Raw genomic sequence first — 25,610 nt, 5'->3', positions numbered from 1 at the left:
GAGTAGCGATGTTCCATAGTAATTTTAGATATTATAAAAATATTATATTGATGCGTCAAAGACCCGTTGAATAAATTTTATATTTATCCATCGGGTCTATCACCTTTCGTAAAATCTATATATGAAATGACCTTAGCGTTACTTGCTAAGCTTTCTAAAAAACCCTCCATGTAGTTACATTTTTAGTTGATATTTTCATCTAAAATATATGCAGCAAAAGTTGTTTCTGTTTTTGGATCATAATATATAGATAACACTATTCCATTATATTTAAAATTACTATATGCAAAAGTGGTATGTTCTTCCACAGCTTTTCCAAATACACTCTGAAAGCTACCTATTTTACTACCAAGTTTTGCACCATTAAAATCTATATCTTTGTTATCAATGTATATCTGTTCTACTGGTCCATTGCCATAATTTTTAAACCAAACTCGAATATCTAATTGTGAAAACTCCAATCCCCCATCATCAATAGTAGTTGATTTCTCTCCAAGCTTTGCAATAAGTTCTTTTTTTCTTAAGCCTATCAATTTAATATAGTTTTTAAAACTGATATTTTTTTCAGGGGCTTCTTTAGCACTTTCATCATATGGTAATGCCTTTTGAACTGTTTCTTTAGAACGTGGATTATTACCTTTAGTCATAGCATTTGATGTGTATGCCACGGTGAATAATATTAATAATACCACTATGGCTAATTCAGCTATTTTTCTCATAAAATCGCCCCTTCTAATAAGCTTATCTAATAATACTTATTATATGGGATGTTCTCCAGCACTTTGTATCAAATCAATGTCAATTTTACTACAAAATGGTTACAAAACCACTTAATTATTATTCCATTTTCCAGACCTCATGTAGATCATGCACATCACAAGTGATACAAATGTTGCTAGCTGAGAAGCAAAACCAACTTCGTATAGCTTATACCTAGCACTCTACTTAATGCAAAATAAACAACCATAACATTAGTAAAGCTAGGCTCACCTAAAATGCTGGCAAAGTAGCCCCTTTGTATAATTCTTGTATAACCTTCTTTGTTTCATCTGTTTGGTATGCCTTAACTAACTTTTTTAATGTTGCATTGTCTTTATCTTTAGTTTTTACAGCAATTATATTAAAGTAATTTTTTACACTTTCCTTTTTAACATCTTCAGTATAAATAGAATCTTTTAGTGGTGAATAGCCTGCATCTACTGCCACACCATTATTTATAGCAGCGATGTCTACATCCTGTATTGATCTTGGAATTTGAGTAGCAACAAGTTCAATTATCTTAAGGTTCTTTTTATTTTCTATAATGTCTTTTACTGTAGGAGTTATACCTACTCCATCCCTTAATTTAATTAATCCAGCTTCTTGAATTAATATAAGTGCCCTTCCGCCATTACTTGCATCATTTGGAATAGCAATTTTGGCTCCATCTTTAAGAGTTTTTATATCCACAACTGTTTTAGAATATATCCCCATAGGTGCTAAAACAGTATTCCCTATTGATGTAAGATCTAATTTATGCTCTGCTTTAAATTTATTAAAGTAACCTATTGTTTGAAATGCATTTGCATCAATTTCCCCATCACTTAATGCTTGATTAGGTCTTATATAGTCGCTAAAATTTACTAATTGAAGATCAATATCTTCTTTAGCTAATTTTACTTTTATCTTATCCCAAAGCACATGTTCATCTCCTGTGACACCCAATTTAATTACTTGTTTCTTGGTTGGTGTATTACTTGGTGTAGTACTTACCTCTTTTGAACTTCCACAGCCTACTAAAGCAGTTATTGTAATTAACGCCACTACTGTTAATACTGATATTTTTTTTATTATCATTTTAAATCCCCCTTTATTTTGAAGATAGTGTTAACACTATCTTTATTTTAATTTTAATGACTTAATTTTTTTAGTATAAATTCTCCAAAACTTTGTATTGAAGTTACCAATACAAGAAGAATTAATATTGTTGCCACCATTATATCTGTTTTAAAATATTGATAACCGTATCTGATGGCGAAATCACCTAAGCCCCCTCCACCAACAGTTCCGGCCACTGCAGAGAATCCAATCAAACTGACAGTAGTAATTGTAAGTGCATATACAATCCCAGGAAGCCCTTCTTTAAGTAAAACCCTATATATTATTTCAAAAGAACTTGATCCCATTGCCTGCGCCGCTTCTATAACTCCTTTGTCAATATCCAAAAGTGCTGATTCAATTTGTCTTGCCACAAATGGAATTGAACCAATAACTAGTGGGACTAAAGCCCCTTTCATCCCAATAGTAGTCCCCACCACAAGACGAGTAAAAGGTATTATTGCAGCAAGTAATATTACAAATGGTATTGCTCTGAATATATTTATACTTTTACCCACCACATTGTAAATTCTACTATTCTCTAAAATATTGTCTGGCCTTGTAACTACTAAAATGATTCCTAAAGGAATTCCTATAAGTGTAGAAATAAATCCTGAAATACTTACCATTCCAATAGTTTCCCATAATGCTTTTATCATATCAGGAAATAGTTCCACTACGTTTGGCAGGTAATTTACTAAAAACTGATGCATGCTCTATCACCTCTACATTTATATTATTTTCTTCTAAATATTTTATTGATTGGAGTATTCCCTCCTTAGCACCACTAAATTTTACAATCAAATTGCCAATAGGTATATGTTGAATAATTTCAATATTCCCAAACAAAATACTGGCATCTATTTTAAATTTTCTTGAAAGTTTAGAAATAAAGGCTTGACCCGTCTTTTGTCCCACAAATGATATTTTAGCTACGCTTTCCCCTTCTTCAAATTCTTCATCGCATAGGAAATCATATATCTTATCATAATTAAAAACAGTAGATATAAATTCTTTGGTTATTTCAGCTTTTGGATTCGTAAAAATATCAATTATCCCTCCACTTTCCACTATTTGTCCAGCTTCCATTACCACAACTTCGTGACAAATTTCTTTTACCACTTCCATTTGATGGGTAATGATTACTATGGTTAAACCTAGCTTTTCATTAATTTCCTTTAACAATTTTAAAATTGATGCTGTGGTCTGCGGATCTATTGCAGATGTTGCCTCGTCACACAATAAAACCTGTGGATCGTTTGCTAGTGCTCTGGCTATAGCAACCCTCTGTTTTTGTCCTCCACTTAATTGTGATGGATATGCTAAAATCTTATCACTAAGCCCAACTAATTCTAGCAGGCTTAAAACTTTCTGTTTTTTTTCTTCCTTGGTATAGCTATTTCCCTTAAGTGGGTATGCAAGATTTTGAAATACATTTCTACTGCTCATTAAGTTAAAATGTTGAAAGATCATACCAATTTTTTTTCTACTTTTTCTTACCTCTTTTTCAGGTAACTTAGTTAATTCTTTATTGTTAACTATAACCTGCCCACTAGTGGGCTTCTCCAATAAGTTTATACAGCGCACTAATGTGCTTTTTCCTGCTCCACTGTACCCTATTATTCCAAAAATTTTACCCTTTTCAACATGCAAATTAATTTCTTTTAATGCTTCAACTGTTCCCTGTTTATTTACATAAACTTTTCTTACTCCTTTAATCCAAATCATATTTTCCCTCCTTAAATTATCACCTTACCAACTGAAATCCCGCTAAAAATCTCAATAAAAAAATCCCCTTCTTTTCAAAAAGAAGAGGATAAATACATAAAAAAACCCATAGAAGGGTTGACTTTTAATAGTACCTTCACTCATCTTTCAGAACAGTGTTCTGATGGAATTAGCACCTTACATGCAAATAATAACATGTGGTTGCTGAAACTTCATCGGGCCAATCCCTCAGTTTCTCTCGATAAGAATAATTATTAAATTTTTATTTATGCAATTTTTGATTGCTTGAGATTCATTATACTTACTACTTTTATAAATGTCAACAATAAAATCGAAATATTTTTTACTGTTGACAATATTAAATAAAAGCCTTATTATAACTTTTAAACAACTTAATAACAAATTTCTTATCAAGAGAGGTGCAGGGACTGGCCCTTTGAAACCTCGGCAGCGGGTTCTTTTAGAATACTGTGCCAATTCCAGCAAAATGATTCTTTAAAGATAAGACGGCTATATTTAAACTATAAATTAACCCTCTTCTTTTCATAGAAGAGGTTTTTTTGTTTAAATTGAATTAACTACTTATTTCACAATCATTTTGCAATTGAAAATTCTATTTTTTAGTATACCCCAAAAAAATAATAGGAGGAGATTTTATGCAATTTACTTTAGGAAAAATCAACAAATTAAAAGTCGCAGTTTTATCAAACATTGAAGCCAACAAGAAAAATTACATAGAAATAAGTCACAAGATCCATGGAAAACCTGAAATAGGAAACCAAGAATTTTTTGCTTCTAGTATCCTTATTGAAACCTTAGAAAAACAGGGATTTACTATAGAAAAAGGAGTAGCTGGTCATGCAACTTCATTTATAGCGAGAAAGTGTTCCAAGGAAAAAAAAGGTGCAACTATTGGTTTTTTAGCAGAATATGATGCTCTTCCAAATCTTGGGCATGCTTGTGGTCATAATATTATTGGTACCACTAGTATTTCTGCTGCTATTGCTCTATCAAAAGTAATAGATGAGTTAGGTGGTCAAATAGTAGTTTTAGGTACTCCTGCCGAAGAAGGAGGCGAAAATGGAAGTGCAAAGACAAGCTTTGTACGCCATGGTTTACTTAAAGGCATAGATGCTTGTATAATTGCTCATCCTTCAAGCAGAACTTGTATTACAGGTGATTCACTATGTGTAGATCCATTAGACTTTGAATTTATAGGCAGACCCGCTCATGCAGCTGCTTGTGCTGAAAAAGGTATAAATGCACTAGATGGTGTTATACAATTATTTAATGGAATAAATGCCTTAAGACAGCATTTAACAAAAGATGCACGTATACACGGCATTATAACTCATGGAGGAGATGCTCCAAATATTGTTCCTGAATATGCTAAAGCAAGATTTTTCATTAGAGCTGCCACCCGAAAAAGTTGCGATGTAGTAACAAATAAAGTTAAAAATATAGCTAAGGGCGCCGCTCTTGCTACTGGCTGCTTGGTTAATATTATTGCTTTTCAAAACAAGGTAGATAATATGCTTAAAAATAGTGCCTTTGATGATATCTTTGTAGAAAACTTGAAATTTTTAGGATTTGATTTAGATATACAAAATGCATCTGGTATAGGCTCCTCAGATGTAGGAAATATAAGCCATATTGTTCCAACAATTCAGCCAACTATTAAAATTGGACCTGACACTTTAGTGGGTCATACTAGTGAATTTTGTGATGCAGCAATATCAAAACAGGGAGATGAGGCTTTGATTCTCGGTGCTAAAGCCATAGCACTTACCGGGCTTTCCCTGTTAGCTTATGAGGATAAGCTTAAAACTATAACAGATGAATTTCATAGAGCTTTAGCTGCTGAATAACCTTCCCTTACTTTTAATTTCCTTCCATATAATAAAACTATTTTAATTTCCATGTTGACACTGCTAATGTTCTAGTGTACTATTAACATATGTCACTAGAACATAGATGCACTTTCTCAAAGGAGATGGAATAATGGATACAACCTTTAATGACAAAACGCCTATATATCTACAAATTATGGACCTTATAAAAATGAACATCGTTACAGGAAAGTTAAAATCAAATGACAAATTACCTTCAGTACGGGAAATGGCAATAAATTTGAAGGTAAATCCAAATACACTTCAAAGATCCTATCAAGAGCTTGAAAGACTTGGAATTGTTTTTACACAAAGGGGCACCGGAACATTTGTTGGGGAGGAGAAAAATATGGTAGATAATTTAAAAAAAGAAATGGCAAAGGAAGTTATAGATTCCTTTATACTTAGAATGAAAAGCTTAGGCTTTACTACTAATGAAATAATTGAATCTATTTCAAATGAAACTACGGAGGTAAAACAGAATGACTAATATATTAAAATCTGAAGGAATATGTAAGTCCTACTTAAATAAAAAAGCCTTGCGAGGAGTAGACCTAGAAATAATGCCTGGAAAAATTGTAGGACTTCTTGGCCCTAATGGTAGCGGTAAAACTACCTTTTTAAAAATAGCAGCCGGCATTCTTCATGCGTCTAGCGGGGAAATACTAATAGATGGTCAAAAGCCTGGTGTTTATACAAAATCTATAGTTTCCTATTTGCCTGATAATGAATATCTTCTAAAATGGATGAAAATAAAAGATGCTGTGAGGTATTTCAAGGACTTTTATTCTGATTTTGATGAAAAAAAAGCAAAGGAAATGCTTCTATTTATGAAACTTGATGAAAATAGCAGTGTAAAAAGCCTATCAAAGGGAATGAAGGAAAAGTTGAAGCTTACCTTGGTACTTTCAAGAGCCGCAAAACTTTATATACTTGATGAACCACTTGGTGGCGTAGACCCTACCACTAGAGAACAAATATTAAATGCTATAGTTAATAATTTTAGTGAAAATAGTTCTATGCTAATTACTACACATCTTGTAAATGATATAGAACGAATTTTCGATGATGTAGCATTTATATCTGATGGAAAGGTAGTACTACAAGGTAATGCCGAAGAGTTAAGACTAGATAAGAAAAAGTCAATTGATGAATTGTACAGGGAGGTATTTCAATAATGTTTAAGCTTATAAAATATGAATTAAGATCAAATTTTTTAACCATACTTGGTAGTTGTATATCTGTTATAATTGCTAACTTATTTCTTATGACAAAGAGAGATACCTGGGACGTTGCAGTACCTGGATTCTCTGCGTGCATAATTATTGGTGCCATAATAGTAATTTTTATATCCTCATTAAAAATCATGAGCAAATATTTACATGGAGACGAAGGATACTTATTTTTTACACTTCCACAATCTGGTGTATCAATAATAGCCTCAAGGCTGATAACCGCTTTAATCCAAATATCTATTGTCCTTTTTGTATCCATTTTAATGTTTAATTTTACTGTACCAGACAAAACATTTTTTAATTTATTTAAAGATTTTAAGCTCAATCAAGTGTTCTTCTCTATGATTGTATATATATGGAGTGTTTTTTCTTCCTTAACTTTCATATATTTCTGCATGGTTATTGGCAAAGTAGCTTTAAAAGGTAAAAAATTAGGGAAAATAGGTTCTTTTATAATTTTCATAGTACTATCAATAGCACTAAGCTGGCTATCTACTAAAATTACCAGCATATTTCCTCAAACACTTAACTTCGGTGGTTCTTCAATAGCTAATAATTTTGGAGCATCTAATTCTGGTTTGTCTATTTCAGGTGGAAGATTAAATATTGCTAGTACCATATTTGATATAATTACTTTTATAGGATTCTTCATAAGCACTACCTATTTAATAGATAAAAAATTAGATCTATCATAAACTCGTAATAATTTAAAACTAATATCAGGAGGTTGAACATACAAATGAAAACTATAGTACAAATTAAGAATGTTACAAAAAAAATCGGTAAAAAAGTGATAATAGATGACCTTACTTTTGACGTACGTTCCGGTGAGGTGTTTGGATTTCTGGGACCAAATGGTGCAGGTAAAACTACTACTATTAAAATGCTTTTAGGACTTATGTCTATTACTAAAGGTGAAATGTATATTGATGGAATTAATGTTGAGAAGGATTTTGAAAAGGCCATTGCTAAGGTAGGTGGGATTATTGAAAATCCAGATTTGTATAAATATTTAACAGGATATCAAAATCTCCTTCATTACTTTCGAATGTACCCAAATTTAAAGAAGGAACGTATCGATGAGGTTATAAAAATTGTGGGCCTTGAAAAAACAATACACAACAAAATAAAGACATATTCGCTAGGGATGCGCCAAAGACTAGGGGTTGCACAAGCACTACTTAACTCTCCAAAACTATTGGTATTAGATGAACCTACTAATGGGCTAGATCCTGCTGGAATTCATGAATTACGTGATCATTTGCGGACCCTGGCAAGAGAAGAAAATGTTGCAGTAATTGTATCAAGTCACTTGCTTTCAGAAATGGAACTTATGTGTGATAGGGTAGGAATTTTGCAAAATGGAAAATTGGTTAAAGTCCAGGATATGAAGGAAATGCTTGAAGATGAGGTAGATTCAGTTATAGCTCTAACAGTTACGCCAATTGAAAAGGCAAAAACATATTTAGAAAGTCTTAGTAACAAATATAAACCAGAAATAAAGGATAAAGAAATAGAAATCATAGAAAATGTAGAAAATATACCTGAGTTAGTTGAAAAACTTGTGGGCCAGGGAATTAAAATTTACGGCGTTCGCAGGGAACAACAAAGCTTAGAGAAAAAATTCTTAGAAATGACAGGGGGTAATGAAATTGCGTAATATAATAAATTTAGTTCGTAATGAAAATATGAAGCTTTCTCATAGCATTAGCACATGGATAATGACGGGAATATTAGTTCTTCTGATATTAGTAATTGGACTGGTATCTAGATTTACGGGCACCCAGGCGCCTAAAAGTGATTGGAAAGCAGACATAGCAATTCAAAATCAGAAGCTAAAAAAATCATTGGCTGAGCCAGGAATATCTGAAAAAGACAAGGATAGCATTACAAAGGATTTACAAACTAATGAATATAGGCTTAAAAATGATATACAACCTCTGCAAGATAAATCCCTATGGGGATTTGTAAATACTACAAGTGGCCTAATATCTTTAATATCTCTTTTTGCCATTGTAATGGGTGGTGGAATAGTAGCCAATGAGTTTTCAGGAGGCACAATTAAACTATTACTAATTAGACCTTCAAAACGCTTTAAAATTCTACTTTCAAAATATATTTCTGTTATAGGCTATACTCTTTTAATGCTTTTAGCACTTTTCATAGTATCATTCCTTCTTGGAGGAATATTATTTAGCTTTAAAGGTGCAGGTACACCATTCCTTACAAATTCAAGTGGAATAATTACTGAAGTTAATATGATAACACATATGATGGCACTTTACGGACTTCAGTGTGTAAGCTTAGTCATGATGGTTACTCTAGCATTTATGATTTCTTCAGTTTTCCGTAATAGTTCAATGGCTATAGGCATTGGAGTTTTTCTTCTAACTATAGGGAATACCGCAACAATGCTACTTCTTAGATATAATTGGTCAAAATATATTTTATTTACAAATACGAATTTGGATCAATACATTAATGGACAGCCATTAGTTGAAGGAATGACAATGACATTTTCAATTATTGTGCTTATAGTATATTTTGTAATCTTTAATGTTATTTCATATATAGGTTTTACCAAAAGAGATATAGTAGCATAATATTTATATTACTTAAAACAGAGCTTGTCATCAAACTGACAAGCTCTGTCTCTATTTTCTTGAACAATTAATTAAGCTTATGGATAGCATGGTACAGTTACCTTGGCTTTAAATAAGTCTCCATCAATTTCAATACTAAGATTTCCTCCTTGAAGCTCTAAAATGCTCTTAGCAATGGAAAGTCCTAGACCTGACCCTTCAGTATTTCTAGACTTATCTCCCCTAATAAATCTTTCGAATATTTCTTCTTTGTCAAAATCCATTTCATAAGAGGAAATATTTTTCATAGTTATAATTATTTTATAATCATCCACTACTAAATCAATATATACTCTAGTACTCGGAAGCGAGTATTTTAATATGTTATTTATGAGATTTTCAAATACTCTCCAAGTCTTTTTCCCATCTAAATTAGCATAGACTTTTTCTTTAGGCACCTTTAACTTAAATATTAAGGATGAATTATTAATTTTCTCATGAAGCTCTGCTAAGGCTTGCGAAAGTAATGCAGTTACATCTACTTTTTCCATATTAAGTTCTACTGCGCCACTAGCCATCTTAGAAGCTTCAAATAAGTCATCTATAAGTATTTTAAGTCTCTGAGATTTTCTATCTAATACATCTATATACCCTTGTGATTCTTCTTTAGATAAGCCTTCTTTTTTTAGCAAATCAACATAATTTATAATGGATGTAAGTGGAGTTTTCAAGTCATGAGACACATTAGTTATGAGTTCAGACTTAAGCCTTTCACTTTTTATCTCATTTTCAAGGGATTTTTTAAACCCAGCCTTCATATTATTTATGTTATGGGCTAGTTTAAAAAGGTCACCTCTCCCCTTTTCTTCTATAGTATAATTAAGGTTTCCTGAAACTATTTCCTCCGTTCCTTTTACAATACTTCCAAAAACTTTAATTATATTAAAGGAGTAAATTAATATAAATAACAGGTAACAAAGTACATACGCTATTGGTATTATTATAACAATTGAGTGGGACATTAAAGCAATAAATGCAGCTAGTATCGCTACTCCTGCCAGCAAAGTAAGTATGATAATTCCTCTTACTTTAAACTTAGTAGTTTTAGTCATGGGGCTTTCTTTCATAAAAATAGATAATTTATAAAGCAGGCATTTTTTTATCTCTGCTCTAAACTCCTCTTTATTTCTTTTTAAATTAGCTACCATCCTTACATTAAAAATAAAGTAGAATATATAAAATGCTACAATAGTAAGTTTATGAAGTTGTCCTAAACTATATGGTTTATAGAAGAATACCACTGTATTTAAATATACATTCATTATAAATGAGTAAATTATAAATATAAATACCCTCGCGTCTAAGGGTACTTTGTTGTACCACTTTGTTAATTTCCCAGTAAAATCTATTTCCTTATTGTTTTTCTTTAATATATATATTATATATACTAACATGAAAAGTCCTATACTAAATGATACAGCTCCTATTACTATCTCTTTAATAATTCTCTGTCCTACAGAATTATAATAAATGTAATTGCCATATACATAACTATTTTGATCTATATCCTGTGGAATAATAAAATATCCTTTTTTACCATTTTCAGCAAACCACTGATTTATTGACGCCATTTCACTATTATTTTTCAAGTCTTTTCCTGGAAATTGCATACTATACAGGGCATTATTTTTTACATATAAATCTATATCTGATACATTGACCATATTAGTATCTACAACATTGTTTTTCCCTCTTGTTATATAGTACTTTATTATACTCTTTCCCTCTACAGCTTTTTTAACATTTTCATAGTCTTTAGTTTTATATGCAGCTATTTCCTTTGTAAAATCCTTTAAAGTTTTTGTGTTCTCCTTCTTCAATTTATCAAGTTCTTTATTTTTTTCCTCTGTTAGCCTACTAACAGTCGCCTTAATACCTTCTTTTTCTGCTGCTAATATCTCATTCATATATTTACTGTTTATTTCATCCTCTTTGTTTCTCAAGTTAGAATCATACAAGGTTTTAGCTGACGCTAACTCTGCTTTTGTAACCTTTTGATCATCTGATTTCTTTGAATAATCTTTATATACTCCACTGAGTGCTTGTAAATTATTAAAATAACCAACTAATTCATTTTCAAACTCTGAGCTAGTAAAATATGACTCTGATTCTAGGTGATTTTTATTATTTATAACGTCTATTGCTGACAAGGCTGAAAGTCCAAACATATATACACATATAATAAAAGCTGCAATATATATATATTTATTTTTCGATTTTATATCCAATACCCCACACCACCTTTAAATATTTAGGTTCTTTTGGGTTTATCTCTATCTTCTCCCTTATTCTCCTTATATGAACTGACACAGTATTTTCTCCATTATAAAAGGCTTCTTCCCAAACTCTTTCATATATTTCTTCAATTGAAAATACCCTTCCCTTGTTTGCCATTAAAAGTTCCAATATCTTATATTCAATAGCTGTTAGACTCATTTCTTTATCTTCCACTGTTACCATTTTTGAGTCTTTATTTAATATAAGTCCACGTACATTTATCTCATTATGGCTTTCTTTATAATTGCCAAGGCTTGTATATCTTCTCAGCTGTGATTTAACTCTAGCTATAAGTTCCATTGGATTAAAGGGCTTTGTAATATAATCATCTGCACCTATATTAAGACCTAGTATTTTATCACTATCTTCTGATCTAGCTGATAGCATTATTATTGGGATGTTTTTACTTTCCCTGATTTTAAAGGTAGCTTTAATTCCATCCATTCTAGGCATCATTATATCCATTAATATAAGGTGAACTTCTTCTGCTTTCAAAATCTCTAAGGCTTCTATACCATCTATAGCATGAAGTACTGTTATACCTTCGTTTTTTAAATATATTTCTATGGCTTCTCTTATTTCATATTCATCGTCTACAATTAAAACATTAAACTTAGTCATGACAATCACCCCTTACCCCTATTATATATCTTAATTAGTAAACTTTACAATCAGCCCTTTCTCATGAAGAATGCAAACGCATCTTTATCAAAACCATTGGATTTAGTTACAACATTTATATTTCTAATATGATAGACTTTACCCTTATAATCCTTTGCTTGATTGTCACATATATAGGCATAATCGTAGTTGCCTTTGTTTACCCACTTCATGAATATATAGGTATGAGTAGGAAATCCGTTTTTATTCCCATTGTCATTTGTAGTAAAACATATATCTCCAGGCATTAATTTTTTATAATTCCTTTGTTGTTTAAATCCCTTTTCTGTAAGTAAAGATATAAGTTGTTCTGTATTGCTTGTTTCCATAGGCACCATGAAATTATTTTTCCTTAGTACTTCAGCCATAAAATAAACACATGTATTCGCAGAACTTCCCTTATTTAATTTTATGGCTGCATTATAGAGATCTCTTCGATTTGATCCATCCTCTAGAAAATTATATATATTTTCATTTATGGATATACCTTCTGCTTGCGCATTCTGTTTAATATTTTTCGAAAACATTATTGCCATACTTGTTATCACTAGCACAAATATAATTAACATTGCCTTTTTCATTTGATATCCCCCCCCATATAACTAACTATAAATAATTATACAAGGTACCTTTTACAAAATACTTATCATAATTCTTACAAATTTATTAAGAAAATGAAAAAACTACTCTAATATTTTGAAAATAAAAAAACACTAGCAAATGCTAGTGTTTTTTTGCGAGTAAGTCTATAAGCCGAGTTCTGTATTAGACAATCATCTATCTAGGCCTATTGTTACCAATAGGCTCAAGCGATACACCCGAAAGCGGGACGGGCAGTCCCAAAATGCTTTCCTATTCGATCTTGCTCCAGATGGGGTTTACATAGCCGCAAAGTCGCCATTGCGCTGGTGAGCTCTTACCTCGCCTTTCCACCCTTACTAGTATATTCAAAAGTTCAGAAAAACTGACCTTTAAGAATACCTTTAGCGGTATATCTCTGTTGCACTTTCCTTAGAGTCGCCTCCACTGGTAGTTAGCCAGCACCCTTGCCCTATGGAGCTCGGACTTTCCTCTCCTGTATTTCTACAGCAGCGATTGTCTGGCTTACTTGCATTAACTATTTTATCACATTTCATCGCAAATGTCGAATTTATTTCTAATCCCTCAAAAACATTGTAAAATATACCATATTATTGTATAATTAAAGTAAATAATAATAATACTTCTGTAGTACAATATGTGGAGGCTATTTAAATGAATTTCAACCAAAGAATCACTGAACTTACAAAAAGTCCTATTGCTATTTTTGCGCTATTAGGCCTGCTCTTATTAATCTATGCAGTTTTAAAAATCAGGAAAATTAAATTTACTACACACATGATAACCTTAGTTGGTTTATCTATTGCATTAGCTACAGTATTACAATTTATAACGGTATTAAAATTGCCACAAGGCGGTAGCATTACCGCTGGAAGTATGGTTCCCATAGTACTTATTGCACTTTTTTATGGTCCCGAAGTTGGGTTTTTAACAGGATTCTTATTTGGAATTATTAATTTTCTAATGACCCCAGTTGCTCTCCATCCTGTGCAAGTTCTATTTGATTATCCACTTCCCTTTATGGCTATTGGAATAGTTGGTTATTTTAGATACAGCAATATTAACGGAAAACTTATGGGAGTAATCCTCGCAATGCTAGCACGATTTGCATGCCATTTTATATCTGGTGTGGTATTCTTCGGAAGTTATGCTCCAAAGGGAACCTCGGTTTATTTATATTCATTTTTATATAACGGTTCATACATGGGTGTGGAAACCATTCTTACCTGTGTAATTATTGCAATTTTACCGTTAAAACGATTATCCAAAATAGTCTTAAATAGCTAATTATTATTTCAATTTCCTAATCAAATTTATTTCCGCTCTAATAGGTGTTTTAGATGAACTATTTCCTCTTACTGTTACTTTATCCACATCAATATTAAGTTCTCTAGCTATTATAGCCTTAACTCTAGATCTACAAAAATTTGCTTGGCAAGTTCCCATTCCTGCTCTTGTCCTTCTTTTAATAGCATCTGTAGAGTTAATGGGTATATTTCTATGAATAGCATCCACAATTTCTGCTTCTGTAACTACCTCACATCTGCATATTATATTCTTTGCTGGATCTTCATCATCAATTTTTCCATGAAAATTATTATCTTTTTTAACTATTATTCCTTTTCTATATGAAATAAAATTATCTTTCTCCTGAAGCACTACTCCTGATTTCACAAGTATATCCGCTACCATCTCAGCTATTGCTGGTGATGATGTAAGTCCTGGTGAATCTATACCAGCCACATTTATGAATCTTTTAACGGGGCTTTCCTCAATAATAAAATCCCCCGTATTGCTACTAGCTCTTATACCTGAAAAAGTAGTTAATGTCTTTCTTACATCAAAATCAGGTATAGACCTTCTAGCTGTGTCTATAACATCTTTTAAAGTCTCAGTTGTAGTTGCTACATCATCTTTATCACTTATTTCTTCTGAGTTAGGTCCTATCATAAAATTACCATGATAAGTTGTAGTTACTAATATTCCTTTACCTTTATCTGTGGGGACTTGAAAAATAACAGTATTCACCAAGTGACCTTGATCTTTTCCCATCAAGATATATTGACCTTTTTTAGGCATTATTTTAAAATCATCCATACCTAGCATATTAGCTATTTTATCGCTGCAACGCCCAGCAGCATTTATAACGTATCTTGCTTCAATGTCCTCTTTATTTGTATGTACCATAAATTTTTCTTCTAAATTTTCTATAGATAATACTTCACTTAAAAGCTTAAGCTCTACACCATTTGAAATAGCATTTTCTACTAATGCAATAGTAAATTCATAAGGTGAGGTAACCCCTACACTTTTAGCATATAGTGCTACCGTTACATCACTATTTAAATTTGGCTCTATTTCTTTTAGTTTCTCTCCTCTTATTATCTCTAAATCATCGCACCCCATTTTTAGACCATTTTCATAAAGCTCCTTAATTTTCTTCTCGTCCTCTTCATCAAATCCAATGACCAAAGCTCCTGTTTTCCTGTATCCAAAATTTAATTCTTCCTGGAGCTTTCTGTACATTTTATTACCTTTTCCACATAATTGTCCTTTTAATGTACCATACTTAGCCGCATATCCCCCATGAACTATTCCACTATTGGCTTTTGACGCTCCAGTTGAAACATCATCTTCTTTTTCTAAAATACCTATTTTCAAATTGTATCTTGAAAGGTTTCTAGCTATAGCGGATCCTACTACTCCTGCTCCTATAATAACTATATCATACATAAATATCTCCCTCTTAACCTATTATTATTAGTATTTGAATTTAAATAATTAATCTTTGTTAATACCTATTATAGTATAAATATCTGTATTATAATAGATATTTATACTTTATAGGTTTTTATTTACTGTGCGACAGGTTATATTGTCATTATAGGATACAATACTAATGTCTTCTGGTATTTTCAAACCTGCTTCGCTTATAGTTCTGTAGGCCCCTATTGCCATAGAATCATTATCTATTTATATAGGCTGCATTTCTTCTTTATATGTCCTTTCACGTCTATCAACAAAGATTTCTTTATCCCCGTTAATATATTCTTTTCCACTAACAAATCCAATGTTTTTATGATCTAGGTCTTCTAAGTAATTTATTATATTTATAGTAGCATGCTTTGCACGCCGCACGCAAATTTCATCTTTTATAAAATGTCTATTTTTTTTCAAATTCTTCTTCATTTAATTCACAAAGAATTACATTAATATTTGTTTTATAAAAGGAATTTCCATATTTATGTAGAATACTACAATTAGGAAACGGTTACAAAAGGGTTACAAGTTATAAACATAGGGGGAATATTGATGAAAAAAGTTAAAAGTGTTGCATCGTTTGCTCTTGCTTTAATTTTTGCAGGATCAATCGGTATACGCTGTACGAATGTACAAGCTACAGAAATTGTATTTGGGACAAACAGTGTTGAATTAGCCTCAAAAGAAACTAAGCTTACAGGCGCTGATATTGTAGCCTATGCAAAGAAACTCACCGGTATACCCTATAAAAGCGGTGGAACTACCAAAGCTGGATTTGATTGCTCTGGTTTTACTATGCATGTTTTTAATAATTTTAACATAACATTACCACGCACCGCAGAAAGTCAAACATCAAAAGGCACAGTGGTTAGTAAAGCTAACTTGCGTATAGGAGATTTGGTTTTTTTTGGTAGTGTAATAAGTCATGTTGGCATTTACGTTGGTGATGGTAATTTTATACACTCACCTAAGCCAGGGTCAAGTGTTAAAATTGCAGAACTAAAATATATGCCAAATTATAACACAGCCAGAAGGGTATTATAGTAGCAAAGCTATAATAAATTAAAGGGCATCTACATATTTAAATATGCAGATGCCCTTTACCATCATGTGGAAATTATTCCTCACCATTATTTGCTTCTCTAGTTAATTGCTCCATGTGAGAAATATACCATTTACTAATTAATATTTTCAAAGAAGCAGCAATAGGTACAGCTATTAGCATCCCTATAAGTCCACTTAAACTTCCTCCTATAATAATCGCAAGCATTGTGAATACAGGATGTAGTCCCACACTATTTCCAACAATTTTAGGTGCCAGCAAGTTGTTATCAACTTGTTGAACTACAATCATTCCAATAGTTGCCCATACTGCTGTAATAGGTTGTCCACTTAATAATGCCATAATTACTGCAAGAATAGTTCCAACAATAGGTCCGATATATGGTATCATATTACAAATACCTGCAATGATTCCTATTATTAAAGCATAATCTATTCCAATAAAATACAGCACAGCGCCTGATAAAACTCCTACAATACAAGCTTCTAATAATTGTCCTCTTATATATTTATAAAATGTATCATCTATAATAGATAATATTTCTTTTACCTTATTCCCAGCTTTACTTTTTCGAAATATAAGATTAAAAATTTTATTCCACAAATCTATAAAGTACTTAGAGTCCTGTATTAAATAAATACTTAATACTATAGCTATAAAAAAGGAAGCTATATTTCCTCCTATAGATACAGCAGAATTTGTCATTGCTCCAATACTTGTAGAAAAATATGATTGTATATAGCTTACGATTTTAGCAATCTTACCATTTAAATCTCCTAATATTGAAATATTTGTCCTTTCTAACTTTTCACTAATAGCGCTAACTGACAGTGTAGAGTTCTTTAAATAATTAGTTAGATATTCTGTCATATTAGCTATGGTTATATTATTAGAAATTTTTCCGCCAACCATAATATATATTCCACTAACAATAGCTATGAAAACAGCAATTACTAATGTATACACTCCTATAATTCCAACTGCTCTTCTAGTAGATGCCTTTTTAAATATTCTTTTCTTTTCTAAGAATTTTTCAATAATTTGCACCACAGGTTTCAATATATATACAATTATTAATGCCATAAGAAGCGGTTTCACAAGTCCAATTATTTTTCCTATTGTACTTGATAATAGCGAAAATATATCACCTATATTATTTAAAATCGTTATGCCTATATAAATTAGAAGCACGGTCCCTGTAGCATATAAACAGTATTTTAATAATTTTTTATCTATTCTCATCTTACCCTCCCCGTCGCAGCTAGCTTGCTGTTTCTCTTACTACTTTACATTATAATAAATTCAATGGCAAGGTAAAGGTTAAATTACTACCTATTGCTTTAGTGAACTTTTTAATCTTCCTTAATCAAATATAAGAGATTGTCGTCTAGATTATAATAAATTGGCGCTATCAAAATATTAGGGTATTTATTTCTTAGCCTCTTAGCCTCCTCCAAAACAAACTCTATCTCATTACCAATCTCAAACATTGGAGCAAAATTCATAAAATGATCCTCTGCTCTTTGCCAATCCCAACCCACTACATCAACAAGCCCCTGAATAAACTGCTCCCTTTTCGACATCAGATTAACCATTCCACAGTGATTATGGGCTATAAGTGCAATAGTTTTAATTTTTCCTATTGCTATTGTATAAGAAACCTTAAATTCACTAAAACGCAAAGTTCCTCCACCAGAACGGATAATATATGCAAAATTGTCTGGTATATGAAGATATTTCCTATTATCCATACACATTCCTATTAACATCTGTGGACTACTTACAGCTTCATAATGCGTATTTAAGTTATGGTATTCTAATAAAACACTGATGGGCGTATTTTTATATTCTGAAAATATATCCTCTTTATTATTAATCTTTATTAATCTATCCATATTGGTTTTATCTCCTTAAATTTTTCTATATTTTTTATTCTCAGTTAAAATTTATTTTTATTATATCATAACCTATTAATTTCTAATACTGCAACCTAACTTTAGAAATATAATTGATTTTTGGGATAGTTTATAATATCACATTTTCATACATATATATAATTGTAATGTAATACTATAACATATAATGTTATTTCCAACTTTTTGATACCTTATTTATGATATCATGCTACTATATACACCATAATTTTAATAGTTTAAAATAGAGGAAAGAATATAATGATGTTTTTCCAATTGTAATATGTACCTCAGTGGGGCACTTACTATCTTTGAATTTATTAAGGAGATGTTTAATTTGAAAAATAAGTCTAAGCTATTGTTATGTATAATTATTTCAATGTGTTTTATTGCAGAGGGTTGCACAAAAAAAGCTGAACCCATTGCTACCCCGTCAAACCCTAAAAAAACGGAAGCCCCAGTGAAAACCCAGCAAAAATATTTTTCTCCCTATACTGGTGAAGAGGTAAAAAAAGAAATATTAGATAACATTGCTGTACTTGCCATAGTCGAAAACTCAAAGGCTGCAAGACCTCAATCTGGAATAAACGCTGCGGATATAGTTTATGAAACCCTTGCTGAGGGTGGCACACCAAGATTCATCGCATTATTTCAAAGTGGCAATGTGCAAAAAATCGGACCAATTAGAAGTGCCAGATCTTACTTTTTAGATATTTCAAAAGAATATAACCTACCCTTTGCTCACTGTGGAGGAAGCGAAGAGGCTCTAGGCGAAATTAAAAATAAAAACTTAATGAGTATGAATGAAATGAAATATGCCTCTACTTATTGGAGAGATTCGACTCGGAAAGCTCCTCATAACCTTTATACTTCTACAGAGAAATTAAGGGAGCTTGTTAAAATAAAAAATTTTATCAAAGCGCCTACAGTAAAATTAAAATTTGACAAGAGCTATTGGGATAGCAATAAACTTTCCCCAGCTACAAATGTATTTTTAAGAATAAACAACCTTTACAACACTAGTTACACCTATAAAGATGGTCTTTACTTTAAAAGCATGGATGGAGAGTCTTCAACTAATAAAGAGGATAAAACCCCTTTATCCTTTAAAAATATAGTGGTGCAAATCACTTCCATTAAAACACAAAATGATGGACTTCATTTAGACATCGCTCTTGTTGGCACAGGAGATGGTTATGTTATTAGCAATGGTAAGTTTATTAAAATGCACTGGTCTAAAAAAAATGCCACTTCACAAACTCTTCTAACCGATGAGGAAGGTAATGATTTACCATTAAATCCTGGAAAGACTTGCTGGAATATTGTAGATAAAAGTAGCAAAATAGATATGAAATAAATTATAGAAAAAGACTGGTGATTAGTTTTACTGATCACCAGTCTTTTTTGCACAATTAAAAAAATTTCTAATTGGCAAATACTATCATTATCTTCCTATATCATTTCTGGAGGATCCATCAAATCATCCAGACAATCACCTATATAGTTTGACTTTTCATTTATATTTCCTTGTTTTTCATTAGAAAGTATTACATGTTTATCAAATTTAATTATGAAAATAGAACATATTATACCTGCTTTTGATGCTTCAACTCCATAAGATAATCCAGTAATATACAGAATATATGCAAGTACAGTTGGGATTAACCCCAAACCTATAATACTTGCAACTACAGGCAAACTATATTTTACATACAAAAGATTTACTGGGTGAGAAAATGGCACTAAGAATATCCACCCAAATAGAAAACTATATAAAATAATGGTCAATGGATGATAATCATCTATGACTGCTTTACTTATAATAGTAACTAAAGCATATGTTAAACCTGCTCCTATTCCCATTAGAACACCTAATGAGTTGATGTTTAAAGTATCTAGCAAGCCTCCGGTAACAGTTAAAAAACAGCCTATCATACATAAAACGAGTGCAGTTAGTTTCCATCTCATTTTATTATATGCTTTTTTCTTACCTTATGCACTATTTACTTAAGCAATATAATGTAACCAAGCAATTATTTTCCTCATAACCTAATATTATAATAATTCTATTTGGAGGATTGCATGATTAATTTAACACTAATTCCTCCCCACTATATAGTTTATTGACAGGGGAATGATAAAATAAAAAAACGTATTTGATTTCTCAAATACGTTTTTTCTTCAAATCATATCGTTAAACAGAGATTTTACCGGTAATCGCCGCTCCTATCATAACTATTGCCATTATAACCATAGCTATCATCGCCATCTTTTCCCTCTTACTAATGACTTCATTTTTTTCTTTTTTAGCCTTTAAGTAAAACCCTATCCCTAATGCATAAATTACGAATGCTAGCCCTAAATACCCAATTCCTACTGCATATATAACATAAATTGAATATATACCTGCGAGTACTGCTATAATTTTCTCCTTAAGGTGCCCACTTTCTTTGTTAAATACCTGAAATGCAAACATAGAAGATAACAAATACGGTATTAATATATTAGTTGTACACATATGTGTGGCAACATAATAAGCCTTTTGCAAAGCTTCCGAAAGCATGGCTAAAAGACCTATTTGTGTTGCCACAATTGAAAATAAAAGAGCATTTATAGGTACATTTTTATCATTATTTACTTTAAACCACTTAGGCATTAACCCATCCTGTGCTGCCGGAGCATACAAAATTTCTGTAGTTAACAAAAACCAGCAAAGCAAAGCACCCATAAGAGAAATTAAAATACCTACTTTAACTATAATAGCCCCGGAACTTCCCAATGCAGTTTGTGCAAGGACTGCTGCCAGTGGTGTTTGTGCTGCAATTAAATCCTTAGCGGGCAAAATACCCATTGACAATATAGATATTGATATATAAAGTGTCGCTGTTATAACAAGTGAAATTATTGTTCCTTTTCCAACCACTATTTGAGATTCCGCTCTTTCAGACAAAACTACTAAACCTTCAACACCTACGAAGCACCATAAAATTGTTCCCATGGCTCCACTTATCTGTTTTCCTAAACTAGCGGTTTTTCCAGTGGATGCTAAAACCGCCTGCCAATTCTCCACATTAAATATACCTAATTTAAAGGCTGAAAAACCAAATACAATTACTAAAAGTAATGGTATAACTTTACCAATTGTAACTATTAAATTCAGTATACCAGCTTGTCTAATACCCTTTGCTATTACAAAATAATATATCCACAAAAGAATAGATGCAAGTGAAAATGCTAAAATAGGAGGCATTGAATATCCTTCTCCAATTAAACTATTTATAGTCTTAAAAATTAAAATAATAAATGCAACATTACCAATGAAAGAACTTGTAAAATAACCCCAGGCTGAATTAAAACCTACAAAATCACCAAAGCCTTCTTTAGCATAGGAATAAATCCCACCTTTTAATTCTGGTTTTTCATTTGTAAGCAAATAAAATACCATTCCAAGCATTATTACGCCAAAAACTCCAATACCCCATGAAATGAGAACTGCCATTGGATTTGTTGTTACTATTAAGTCTGTAGGGCTATTAAAAATACCTGATGCAATCATAGTACCTATACCTAAAGCTACAAGTAACCCAAGTCCTAATTTCTTATTATCTTCTGTCATTAAACAAATTCCTCCTTTGTATATGTATAAAAAATAATTACACCCCCCTTCTGATATAATTGTTGTATCTGAATCCAACAAAAATTCAATAGCAAGGTGTCATTGAGTATGATTATATCAGTATTAGCTACATATAATCAAGTTTATTATGCCTTGTTTTTGGGTTTTCATGTAATATTAATTAATACTTAAATCTTTTTTATTACCTACTAACTTTTCCTTTATAAGTTTTACATAGTCATCAATAAATTTATGTTGGACATTTCTAACATGAAACTTAAACATAATCTACAATTTAATTATAAGACAATTATGCATATTAGCAGCAAAAAAGAGCGAAATCTATTCCACTCTTTTTTACCTCACTATATCTCTTTAAAATACTATTTTGCTTATTCCTAAACTCTTAAGAATTCCCGTTGAAATTGCCTGAGCTAACTTTGTTTGGTAAGCCTCTGTAACTAATAGTTTTTCCTCTGTTGGATTAGAAACGAAGGATGTTTCTACCAATATAGCCGTAGCATTTGTATTATTTAAAACATAAAACCCTGCTGTTTTAATCTTTCTATCTACTCTTCCAGTTGCTTTAATCAATTCAGTTTGAACAGCCTGAGCCAACTTTTGTCCAGCTGCACTACCACTCTTATAAAAGGTCTCGATGCCGCTAACTGTAGGAGCTGAATAACTGTTTGCATGAATACTTACAAAATAATTTGGCTTAGCATTATTTGAAACATCACATTTTTGTTGAAGACCCTGAGTTTTATCAGTTGTTCTTGTGTACGTGACTCCAACACCATTCTTAGCTAATATATTTCCTACTTTTAAAGTAATTGCCAGTACTATAGTCTTTTCTTTAGTGCCCATTTGTCCTACTGCTCCTGAATCTGCTCCCCCATGACCTGCATCTAGAACTACACTGTACTTGTTTTTAACTGCCTCTTTTACATTAATTATAACTTTAGCTTTCTTATCATAATTTTTTATAACGCCTTCATAGGTATAAGTACCTGACTTAGCAAACGAAACTAAATCTTGAAGCCATTCTACTCCAACCTCTTTTTTTGAGTTATTAGTCATAGTAGCAAGTATAGTTTTAGGAAATGTATATTTGCCACCAACTTCTAAATTAACAATTATATCTCCCACTGAAGATATTTGAAAAAGAGAATCATAACTAGTATCTGTATTTGCAAAGCCCGCATATTTCATTAGCCCATTCGCTATAGCCTTTGCAGCGTTATTTTGATAATCTGCATTAGTTAATAATATCTCTTCTTCTGGATTACTTAAAAAGCCCAATTCCAAAACTACCCCAGGGCAATTTGATTTACTTAATATTGCCAAATTTTCTTCGTTACTTGCTGCTTTTATTCCTCTATCTTTAGCTTCTGTTGCTTTTATAAGTTCGCTTTGCATTAGCTCTGCTAACACTTTATTATTGCTAATATCAGATAGGTAATATGTTTCAATTCCATTTGCAGTATCTGAAGAATATGAGTTTGTATTTATACTTAAAAATACATCGGCTTTTGCCTTCTTCGCTATTGCAGCTTTTGCCTCATCCTCATTAAGCTTGTCCCAAGTTACTGAATCACTATCTCTAGTATATACTACATTGAATCCTCTTGTTTTTAGTATATTACCTAGTTTTAATGCTGTATTTAAATTTACATCCTTAGCCTTAGCACCATTTTTACCAGTTATATCTTTATAGTACTGAGCTGGATCAATGCATACAGTAAACTCACTTGGCTTTGTAGCTGCACTTTCAGTATTAAAATTCATTCTAACTTCTTTAGGAAGATCCTTCCCATCCGAAGACTTAACTTTTTCTGTCACTATCAAAGTGTATTCACTATTAGCTTCATAATTTTTTATAGGCTTTACTATTACATTTTTATTGTTATTAGCTAAACTAACATCAATGTCTATGTTTTTATTCGCCTCTCCAAGCACCTTAATATTTGTGGTATTCACAGTATTAGAACTCAGTGATTTATTAAAACTCACTGTCCAAGGTTTACTAACCACCACATTATTTTTAGTTCCTATATCCGTATACGTACTAGCCTTAACTATTATTTGCATAGGTATACACAATACAAAAGTTAAGATTACAATTATAAATGGTTTGAAAATATTTTTCATATAGCCCTCCAGACTCCCCATAGTTTTCATATTTAATTAATTATATTATAGTTTGTATAATTTTAAATATGATTGTAATTTGTGGTATCAATTCTGAGTTAAGTATACTACACTTTTATTCTCTTCTCCATGTTTTATAAACATTTTTTCAATAAATCTAAAACATATATTAAAACTTATTATAAGGTTTTAATCTTTGATACTAATTCTATTACTAAGAAAAATCGCAAAGCACAAATTATTTAAAGGTTTTAGTCCCCTGGTATCTTACCTTTAATTGCAAAGATATCAAATAAGAAAAATGCTATAAATGGGTCAGAGGATATAAGTTAAAGAAAGTTGTAACAAAAGAGCTAAAGCATGCAAGCTTTAGCTCTTTTGTTACTTCTATTATTTCAATCTAGCAAAATATGTAACTATAACTACAACCCCTAAAACAAATCTATATATTGAGAATACCCCAAATCCTTTAGTCTTTAAATAATTTAGTAAAAATTTAATACTTAAAAAGCCTACTACCGCAGCTGTTAAAACAGCTACAATAAATGGAGTTTTATCTATGGTAACAGTTCCCATTTTTGTGGCATGATATAATGCATCTCCAATTATTATGGGAGTTGATAGTAGAAAAGTGAACTTAGCTATAGCTTCTCTTTCCATTCCTAAATAACGCCCTGCAGACATCGTAATGCCTGATCGTGATACACCTGGTATTATTGCAAATATTTGAGAAATACCAACTATAAGACTTCTTTTAAGTCCAATATCTTCTAATTTAATTTTTTCATCACTATTTTTATCAGCATAATATAATATTACACCCAAAATAATAAGCGTAACTCCAATAAGCGCAGGATTTCTAAAGACTTCCATATATTTATCTAATAGAACTCCGAATAAACCGCCAGGAATTGTAGCTAAAACAAGTAGCCAAAATAACATTCCATCCTTTGATTTAGGTTTGCGAATTCCAGCATTAATTAATTTAATCCAATCTTTCCAAAAGAATAGAATTACTGCAGCTGAAGTCCCTAGATGTAATGCTACATCAAAAGCAACGCCAGGATCATTCCATCCAAAAATCCATGGAATTAATACTAAATGAGCTGTGCTAGATATCGGGAGAAACTCCCCAATTCCCTGTACTATTCCATAAACAATAGCTTGTAAAATATTCATATAAATTCTCCTCTGCTTTAAAATTTTACATTCATTTTAA

Annotated in this window: 25 protein-coding genes, 1 other RNA gene and 2 riboswitches; of the genes, 9 read left to right on the top strand and 17 right to left on the bottom strand. The window is 31.5% G+C overall.

The window, feature by feature from the left end; genetic code table 11:
• Positions 1-182 precede the first annotated feature (182 nt).
• From G9F70_RS06185 to G9F70_RS06170, 4 genes are all read right to left on the bottom strand, one after another.
• Positions 183-719 (bottom strand): hypothetical protein, encoded by a 537-nt coding sequence (locus tag G9F70_RS06185; RefSeq protein WP_164945295.1) that lies wholly within the window; start codon positions 717-719, stop codon positions 183-185.
• A 271-nt stretch (positions 720-990) separates the two neighbouring features.
• Complete coding sequence (locus tag G9F70_RS06180; protein WP_164945294.1) at positions 991-1,836, bottom strand: MetQ/NlpA family ABC transporter substrate-binding protein; 846 nt, start codon at positions 1,834-1,836, stop codon at positions 991-993.
• 53 nt (positions 1,837-1,889) lie between these two features.
• A complete protein-coding gene (locus G9F70_RS06175) occupies positions 1,890-2,570 on the bottom strand; it encodes a methionine ABC transporter permease (RefSeq protein WP_164945293.1) in 681 nt (226 codons plus the stop codon).
• The gene (locus tag G9F70_RS06170) at positions 2,518-3,585 is read right to left on the bottom strand and encodes a methionine ABC transporter ATP-binding protein (protein ID WP_164945292.1); all 1,068 of its coding nucleotides are present in this window, start codon (positions 3,583-3,585) and stop codon (positions 2,518-2,520) included. Before G9F70_RS06170 ends, G9F70_RS06175 begins: the two co-directional genes overlap by 53 nt.
• 137 nt (positions 3,586-3,722) lie before the next feature.
• Positions 3,723-3,833: riboswitch (SAM riboswitch) on the bottom strand.
• A gap of 156 nt (positions 3,834-3,989) precedes the next feature.
• A riboswitch (SAM riboswitch) is annotated at positions 3,990-4,093 on the top strand.
• 148 nt (positions 4,094-4,241) lie between these two features.
• Here G9F70_RS06170 and G9F70_RS06165 point away from each other — a divergent pair.
• From G9F70_RS06165 to G9F70_RS06140, 6 genes are all read left to right on the top strand, one after another.
• Positions 4,242-5,453, top strand: a complete 1,212-nt coding sequence (locus tag G9F70_RS06165; protein ID WP_164945291.1) for a M20 family metallopeptidase — start codon at positions 4,242-4,244, stop codon at positions 5,451-5,453.
• A 133-nt stretch (positions 5,454-5,586) separates the two neighbouring features.
• Positions 5,587-5,964, top strand: a complete 378-nt coding sequence (locus tag G9F70_RS06160) for a GntR family transcriptional regulator (RefSeq protein ID WP_164945290.1) — start codon at positions 5,587-5,589, stop codon at positions 5,962-5,964.
• A complete protein-coding gene (locus G9F70_RS06155) occupies positions 5,957-6,652 on the top strand; it encodes an ABC transporter ATP-binding protein (protein ID WP_164945289.1) in 696 nt (231 codons plus the stop codon). Before G9F70_RS06160 ends, G9F70_RS06155 begins: the two co-directional genes overlap by 8 nt.
• The gene (locus G9F70_RS06150; RefSeq protein ID WP_164945288.1) at positions 6,652-7,404 is read left to right on the top strand and encodes a hypothetical protein; all 753 of its coding nucleotides are present in this window, start codon (positions 6,652-6,654) and stop codon (positions 7,402-7,404) included. The genes G9F70_RS06155 and G9F70_RS06150 overlap by 1 nt, the downstream gene beginning before the upstream one ends.
• A 44-nt stretch (positions 7,405-7,448) precedes the next feature.
• Positions 7,449-8,369 (top strand): ABC transporter ATP-binding protein, encoded by a 921-nt coding sequence (locus G9F70_RS06145; RefSeq protein WP_164945287.1) that lies wholly within the window; start codon positions 7,449-7,451, stop codon positions 8,367-8,369.
• Complete coding sequence (locus G9F70_RS06140) at positions 8,362-9,312, top strand: ABC transporter permease (protein ID WP_202882626.1); 951 nt, start codon at positions 8,362-8,364, stop codon at positions 9,310-9,312. Before G9F70_RS06145 ends, G9F70_RS06140 begins: the two co-directional genes overlap by 8 nt.
• A 77-nt stretch (positions 9,313-9,389) precedes the next feature.
• Here G9F70_RS06140 and G9F70_RS06135 read toward each other — a convergent pair whose 3' ends face one another.
• From G9F70_RS06135 to rnpB, 4 genes are all read right to left on the bottom strand, one after another.
• Positions 9,390-11,579 (bottom strand): histidine kinase dimerization/phospho-acceptor domain-containing protein, encoded by a 2,190-nt coding sequence (locus G9F70_RS06135; RefSeq protein ID WP_318010989.1) that lies wholly within the window; start codon positions 11,577-11,579, stop codon positions 9,390-9,392.
• Positions 11,557-12,249, bottom strand: a complete 693-nt coding sequence (locus tag G9F70_RS06130; RefSeq protein ID WP_164945286.1) for a response regulator transcription factor — start codon at positions 12,247-12,249, stop codon at positions 11,557-11,559. The genes G9F70_RS06135 and G9F70_RS06130 overlap by 23 nt, the downstream gene beginning before the upstream one ends.
• A 50-nt stretch (positions 12,250-12,299) precedes the next feature.
• Complete coding sequence (locus G9F70_RS06125; RefSeq protein WP_164945285.1) at positions 12,300-12,869, bottom strand: hypothetical protein; 570 nt, start codon at positions 12,867-12,869, stop codon at positions 12,300-12,302.
• Between the two features lie 152 nt (positions 12,870-13,021).
• Positions 13,022-13,399: RNase P RNA component class A (rnpB, locus tag G9F70_RS06120), an RNA gene on the bottom strand.
• A 143-nt stretch (positions 13,400-13,542) separates the two neighbouring features.
• Between rnpB and thiT the strand changes: the two genes are divergently transcribed.
• Positions 13,543-14,175 carry an energy-coupled thiamine transporter ThiT gene (thiT, locus tag G9F70_RS06115; protein ID WP_164945284.1) on the top strand — a complete coding sequence of 211 codons (633 nt, stop codon included), beginning with the start codon at positions 13,543-13,545 and terminating at the stop codon, positions 14,173-14,175.
• A gap of 3 nt (positions 14,176-14,178) precedes the next feature.
• On the opposite strand, the gene G9F70_RS06110 is transcribed toward thiT, so the two are convergent.
• The 3 genes from G9F70_RS06110 to G9F70_RS06100 form a co-directional block, all read right to left on the bottom strand.
• Entirely contained in the window at positions 14,179-15,621 is a 1,443-nt protein-coding gene (locus G9F70_RS06110) for an NAD(P)/FAD-dependent oxidoreductase (protein WP_164945283.1), read from the bottom strand.
• A gap of 108 nt (positions 15,622-15,729) precedes the next feature.
• Positions 15,730-15,846 carry a substrate-binding domain-containing protein gene (locus G9F70_RS06105; RefSeq protein ID WP_164945282.1) on the bottom strand — a complete coding sequence of 39 codons (117 nt, stop codon included), beginning with the start codon at positions 15,844-15,846 and terminating at the stop codon, positions 15,730-15,732.
• 15 nt (positions 15,847-15,861) lie between these two features.
• On the bottom strand, positions 15,862-16,077 hold the full coding sequence (locus G9F70_RS06100; RefSeq protein ID WP_224617450.1) for a hypothetical protein: 216 nt from the start codon (positions 16,075-16,077) through the stop codon (positions 15,862-15,864).
• A 123-nt stretch (positions 16,078-16,200) separates the two neighbouring features.
• Here G9F70_RS06100 and G9F70_RS06095 point away from each other — a divergent pair, with 123 nt between their 5' ends.
• Positions 16,201-16,692: a C40 family peptidase gene (locus G9F70_RS06095; RefSeq protein WP_164945280.1), complete on the top strand. Its 492-nt coding sequence runs from the start codon at positions 16,201-16,203 to the stop codon at positions 16,690-16,692.
• A 73-nt stretch (positions 16,693-16,765) separates the two neighbouring features.
• On the opposite strand, the gene G9F70_RS06090 is transcribed toward G9F70_RS06095, so the two are convergent.
• Positions 16,766-17,953: an AI-2E family transporter gene (locus G9F70_RS06090; RefSeq protein ID WP_164945279.1), complete on the bottom strand. Its 1,188-nt coding sequence runs from the start codon at positions 17,951-17,953 to the stop codon at positions 16,766-16,768.
• Between the two features lie 110 nt (positions 17,954-18,063).
• Positions 18,064-18,606 (bottom strand): carbonic anhydrase, encoded by a 543-nt coding sequence (locus tag G9F70_RS06085; RefSeq protein WP_164945278.1) that lies wholly within the window; start codon positions 18,604-18,606, stop codon positions 18,064-18,066.
• A gap of 355 nt (positions 18,607-18,961) precedes the next feature.
• Between G9F70_RS06085 and G9F70_RS06080 the strand changes: the two genes are divergently transcribed.
• Complete coding sequence (locus tag G9F70_RS06080) at positions 18,962-19,981, top strand: DUF3048 domain-containing protein (RefSeq protein WP_164945277.1); 1,020 nt, start codon at positions 18,962-18,964, stop codon at positions 19,979-19,981.
• Positions 19,982-20,076: 95 nt separating this feature from the next.
• Here the strand turns inward: G9F70_RS06080 and G9F70_RS06075 are convergent, their stop codons facing one another.
• The 4 genes from G9F70_RS06075 to G9F70_RS06060 form a co-directional block, all read right to left on the bottom strand.
• Complete coding sequence (locus tag G9F70_RS06075) at positions 20,077-20,592, bottom strand: DMT family transporter (RefSeq protein WP_164945276.1); 516 nt, start codon at positions 20,590-20,592, stop codon at positions 20,077-20,079.
• 226 nt (positions 20,593-20,818) lie between these two features.
• Positions 20,819-22,240, bottom strand: a complete 1,422-nt coding sequence (locus G9F70_RS06070) for an amino acid permease (RefSeq protein ID WP_164945275.1) — start codon at positions 22,238-22,240, stop codon at positions 20,819-20,821.
• A gap of 375 nt (positions 22,241-22,615) precedes the next feature.
• The gene (locus G9F70_RS06065; RefSeq protein ID WP_164945274.1) at positions 22,616-24,391 is read right to left on the bottom strand and encodes an N-acetylmuramoyl-L-alanine amidase; all 1,776 of its coding nucleotides are present in this window, start codon (positions 24,389-24,391) and stop codon (positions 22,616-22,618) included.
• Between the two features lie 390 nt (positions 24,392-24,781).
• Positions 24,782-25,570: an undecaprenyl-diphosphate phosphatase gene (locus G9F70_RS06060; RefSeq protein ID WP_164945273.1), complete on the bottom strand. Its 789-nt coding sequence runs from the start codon at positions 25,568-25,570 to the stop codon at positions 24,782-24,784.
• Between the last annotated feature and the right edge of the window lie 40 nt (positions 25,571-25,610).

The sequence above is a fragment of the Clostridium sp. FP1 genome (genome assembly GCF_011065975.2).
Classification (GTDB): Bacteria; Bacillota; Clostridia; order Clostridiales; family Clostridiaceae; genus Clostridium_AD; species Clostridium_AD tagluense.
This window is presented reverse-complemented; position numbering and strand designations above follow the sequence as displayed.

What these genes read in the sequence shown, in the direction of transcription:
- G9F70_RS06095 (WP_164945280.1), top strand. Translation starts at nt 16,201, where the DNA reads ATGAAAAAAGTTAAAAGTGTTGCATCGTTTGCTCTTGCTTTAATTTTT.
- G9F70_RS06105 (WP_164945282.1), bottom strand. Translation starts at nt 15,846, where the DNA reads ATGGCAATAGGGGCCTACAGAACTATAAGCGAAGCAGGTTTGAAAATA.
- G9F70_RS06165 (WP_164945291.1), top strand. Translation starts at nt 4,242, where the DNA reads ATGCAATTTACTTTAGGAAAAATCAACAAATTAAAAGTCGCAGTTTTA.
- G9F70_RS06085 (WP_164945278.1), bottom strand. Translation starts at nt 18,606, where the DNA reads ATGGATAGATTAATAAAGATTAATAATAAAGAGGATATATTTTCAGAA.
- G9F70_RS06185 (WP_164945295.1), bottom strand. Translation starts at nt 719, where the DNA reads ATGAGAAAAATAGCTGAATTAGCCATAGTGGTATTATTAATATTATTC.
- G9F70_RS06130 (WP_164945286.1), bottom strand. Translation starts at nt 12,249, where the DNA reads ATGACTAAGTTTAATGTTTTAATTGTAGACGATGAATATGAAATAAGA.
- G9F70_RS06100 (WP_224617450.1), bottom strand. Translation starts at nt 16,077, where the DNA reads ATGAAGAAGAATTTGAAAAAAAATAGACATTTTATAAAAGATGAAATT.
- G9F70_RS06155 (WP_164945289.1), top strand. Translation starts at nt 5,957, where the DNA reads ATGACTAATATATTAAAATCTGAAGGAATATGTAAGTCCTACTTAAAT.
- G9F70_RS06090 (WP_164945279.1), bottom strand. Translation starts at nt 17,953, where the DNA reads ATGAGAATAGATAAAAAATTATTAAAATACTGTTTATATGCTACAGGG.
- G9F70_RS06070 (WP_164945275.1), bottom strand. Translation starts at nt 22,240, where the DNA reads ATGACAGAAGATAATAAGAAATTAGGACTTGGGTTACTTGTAGCTTTA.
- G9F70_RS06175 (WP_164945293.1), bottom strand. Translation starts at nt 2,570, where the DNA reads ATGCATCAGTTTTTAGTAAATTACCTGCCAAACGTAGTGGAACTATTT.
- G9F70_RS06170 (WP_164945292.1), bottom strand. Translation starts at nt 3,585, where the DNA reads ATGATTTGGATTAAAGGAGTAAGAAAAGTTTATGTAAATAAACAGGGA.
- G9F70_RS06180 (WP_164945294.1), bottom strand. Translation starts at nt 1,836, where the DNA reads ATGATAATAAAAAAAATATCAGTATTAACAGTAGTGGCGTTAATTACA.
- G9F70_RS06160 (WP_164945290.1), top strand. Translation starts at nt 5,587, where the DNA reads ATGGATACAACCTTTAATGACAAAACGCCTATATATCTACAAATTATG.
- G9F70_RS06075 (WP_164945276.1), bottom strand. Translation starts at nt 20,592, where the DNA reads ATGAGATGGAAACTAACTGCACTCGTTTTATGTATGATAGGCTGTTTT.
- G9F70_RS06110 (WP_164945283.1), bottom strand. Translation starts at nt 15,621, where the DNA reads ATGTATGATATAGTTATTATAGGAGCAGGAGTAGTAGGATCCGCTATA.
- G9F70_RS06145 (WP_164945287.1), top strand. Translation starts at nt 7,449, where the DNA reads ATGAAAACTATAGTACAAATTAAGAATGTTACAAAAAAAATCGGTAAA.
- G9F70_RS06060 (WP_164945273.1), bottom strand. Translation starts at nt 25,570, where the DNA reads ATGAATATTTTACAAGCTATTGTTTATGGAATAGTACAGGGAATTGGG.
- G9F70_RS06065 (WP_164945274.1), bottom strand. Translation starts at nt 24,391, where the DNA reads ATGAAAAATATTTTCAAACCATTTATAATTGTAATCTTAACTTTTGTA.
- G9F70_RS06125 (WP_164945285.1), bottom strand. Translation starts at nt 12,869, where the DNA reads ATGAAAAAGGCAATGTTAATTATATTTGTGCTAGTGATAACAAGTATG.
- thiT (WP_164945284.1), top strand. Translation starts at nt 13,543, where the DNA reads ATGAATTTCAACCAAAGAATCACTGAACTTACAAAAAGTCCTATTGCT.
- G9F70_RS06150 (WP_164945288.1), top strand. Translation starts at nt 6,652, where the DNA reads ATGTTTAAGCTTATAAAATATGAATTAAGATCAAATTTTTTAACCATA.